The sequence below is a fragment of the Sphingosinicella sp. genome, assembly GCF_052388015.1.
Lineage (GTDB): Bacteria > Pseudomonadota > Alphaproteobacteria > Sphingomonadales > Sphingomonadaceae > Allosphingosinicella.
Window position 1 is genome coordinate 1 of record NZ_JBQTIN010000095.1, and the last position, 2,805, is coordinate 2,805.

2 protein-coding genes and 1 pseudogene are annotated in these 2,805 nt (G+C 71.2%); all 3 read right to left on the bottom strand.

Annotated features, from left to right (window positions below; all coding sequences use genetic code 11):
• Nucleotides 1-287: pseudogene (locus tag ACT4N3_RS07780) on the bottom strand (hypothetical protein); the annotation flags it as partial.
• Nucleotides 288-468: 181 nt separating this feature from the next.
• Nucleotides 469-2,217 (bottom strand): M56 family metallopeptidase, encoded by a 1,749-nt coding sequence (locus tag ACT4N3_RS07785; RefSeq protein ID WP_444854648.1) that lies wholly within the window; start codon nucleotides 2,215-2,217, stop codon nucleotides 469-471.
• Nucleotides 2,214-2,600, bottom strand: a complete 387-nt coding sequence (locus ACT4N3_RS07790; RefSeq protein ID WP_444854649.1) for a BlaI/MecI/CopY family transcriptional regulator — start codon at nucleotides 2,598-2,600, stop codon at nucleotides 2,214-2,216. Before ACT4N3_RS07790 ends, ACT4N3_RS07785 begins: the two co-directional genes overlap by 4 nt.
• Between the last annotated feature and the right edge of the window lie 205 nt (nucleotides 2,601-2,805).

The window sequence follows — 2,805 nt, forward strand, 5'->3', positions numbered from 1 at the left end:
GGCCGCGGCATCGGCCGGGCGCGCGCATCGGCGCCGGGAATCCGCACCAGCAGCGCCACCGTCTCGCCGCGCGGCAGGGTGACGATATTCTCCGCCGGCACCCCGCCGGCGCGCAGCGTCTCGGCGATGTAGGCGGCCATCGCCGGCACCTGTCCCTGGCCGGCGGCGCTGCGGAAGGAGATCAGCCGCTCGTAGATCGCCCGCGCCTGCCGCTGATGCGGCGCGTCCTGCGCCGCGGCGGGAACCGCCAGGAGAAAGCCAAGCAGGAATCCAAAGATAGCGCGCATGACGTCCCCATCCGTCATTCCCGCGAAAGCGGGAATCCAGCTTCTTCTTCCTACGATCGGAGTAGAAAAGGAAGCGGGACTCCCGCTTTCGCGGGAGTGACGTGAGTATTTCGGGCAATCCAACGAAAATGGCGGACGCCGAAGCGCCCGCCATCTCGCCAGCCACACTTGCGAGGTGGGCCTAGTCGCGGCCCTCGCGCATCCGCCGGGCGCCTTCGCGCATCCCGCGCGCGCCCTCGCGCATGCCCTGCGCGCCTTCGCGCATGTCCTCGGCCGCGTCGATCAGCTGTTCGTGGGTGACCGTCTCGCCGCGCTCGCGGGCACGGGCGATCTGCCGCTCGCGATAGGCCGGGTCGGTCGCGAGCCGGTGCGCGGTCTGCTCCATCCGGTCGGCACCCCGCTCCATGCCGTCGGCGCCCCGCTCCATCCCGTCGGCCCCATGCCGCATCGAAGTGCGGACGTGGCGCTGCGCCTCCACCTGGGCGCGCCAGGCCTCGCGCTGCGCCTCGCGGGCGCGCTGCATCGCGGCGTTGATCTGGACCCGCGATACCACCCGCACCTGCGCGTTCGCATCGGCGAGGGCAATCCGCGCGCTGCGCATCGCCGCGGCGATCTCGGTCCGGCTCAGCCGGCCGGCCTCGCGCATCTCGATCTCGGCCTCGCGCAGCGCTTCCTGCACGTCGCGGGCATTCACCGCCGCCCGCGCCGAAGCGACGATCTGCGGGATCTGGGCGCGCACCGCCGCGATCGCCTCGCGCGCCGCCGCCCTCGCCTCGGGCCCGACATCCACGTCGATGTCGATATCCGGCATGTCCGGCGTTTCCGGCGGCTCGGGAGCCTCGGAGGCCTCGGGGGCCTCCGGCGCTTCGGGGACGTCCGGCGTCTGCAATGCGGCGGGCGCGGCCGGCGCCAGCGGCGCCTGTGGCGCTTCCGGCGCGCGGACCGCCGCGACCAGCTTCGCCGCGGCCACCGGCGCGGCGACCATCAGACAGGCGAGGATCGCGAACGCCGTCCAGGCGGAGCCCGCCGGCCGTTCGCGGCTGCGACGGTCGAGGATCGCGCGCACTCGCCGGCCGAGCGCGCTGCCCTGGGTGGCGATGCTGTTCGCCGGCAGCGCGCCATTGGCCTGCGCCCAGCTCAGCAAGGTCTCGGCATAGCGGGCCGGCTCGATCCGCTCGGCGGCGGCGAGATCGGCCGCCTCCTCCGCCTGCTGGACGACCTCGCGCTCCAGCAGCCAGACGATCGGGTTGAACCAGAACAGGGTCGCCACCAGCCGCGCCGCGATCAGCACCGGCCAGTCGCGCCGGGCGATATGCGCCATTTCGTGCGCCAGGATGCCGGCCGCGTCCTGCGGTTGATCGAGCGTGTCGGGATCGATCAGGATCGCCGGCCGCCGCCATCCCCAACTGAGCGGCGAGCCGATCCGGTCGGAGACGAGCAGCCGCACGTCCTCGGCGTTGGACGCCGCCCAGCGCGCTTCCTCGAACGCGGCCAGCCATTCGGGGCAGGTCACCGGCCTGGCGGCACGGGTCCAGCGACGGAGCAGGACGAGGCCGCCGAACAACCGCGCGCCGATCATCATGAGGCCGGCGAGATAGGCGATCAGGACGAGCGGGGTCGGGTCGTCCCAGATGGTCGGCTCGGGAGCGGTCGGCGCCAGCGCCGGGGCCTCGCGCGCCAGCTCGGCGATCAATTCGGGCGTCAGCACGATCGGCGGCGGCGCTTCCGGTGCGGCGAAAGCGACGATCTCCAGCGCCGGCAGCGCCGGCGCGATCAGCGGCAGCAGCAGCAGCATCGCGACGCCGATGCGCAGCACCAGCGCCCGATCGGACGCGGCGCGCGAGCGCAGGATCGCGGCGAAGCCCAATGCGGCGGCGGCGATCAGGGCCGATTTCCAGCCCATTTCGGCGAAGAATTCGAGGGTCGTCATGCCCGCTCCTCCCGGTCCGATGTTTTCGCTTCGTCGATCGCGCGCCTGAGCGCCGCCGCTTCCTCTGCCGACAGGCTCTTGGTCAGGCCGAGCAAGGCGGTCGCGGCGTTCGCGGCCGATCCATCGAAGAAGGTCTTCACCATGCTCTTGAGCGCCGATTCGCGGACCTTCGAGGCCTGCGGCACGCTCTTGTAGATATAAGCGAGGTCCTGGGTGCGGTGCTTGACCAGCCCGCGCGCCTCCAGCCGGGACAGCAAGGTTCTCACCGCCGAATAGCTCGGCGGATCGGCCATCGCCTCGCGCACGTCCGCGGCGGTCGCCTCCCCGGCGCTGCACAGGATTTCGAAAATCTCGCGCTCGCGGCGCGGCAACGAATCGATCATGTTTCTCACCTTGCTACGTTTGTAGCATGCCACGATTGTGGCAGGACGCAAGACAGGATCGGAGGCGTTCGCCGCGAGCCCGCCTCGTTTCGCCGCCGAAAGCTGAAGCGGGGCTGAACTGCCTCCTCTGGAACTCGCTCATCTCGAGCGAAGTCGAGAGATCAGGCGCCTTCGGGATATTTCTCGTTCATATAGTCGAGCGCGT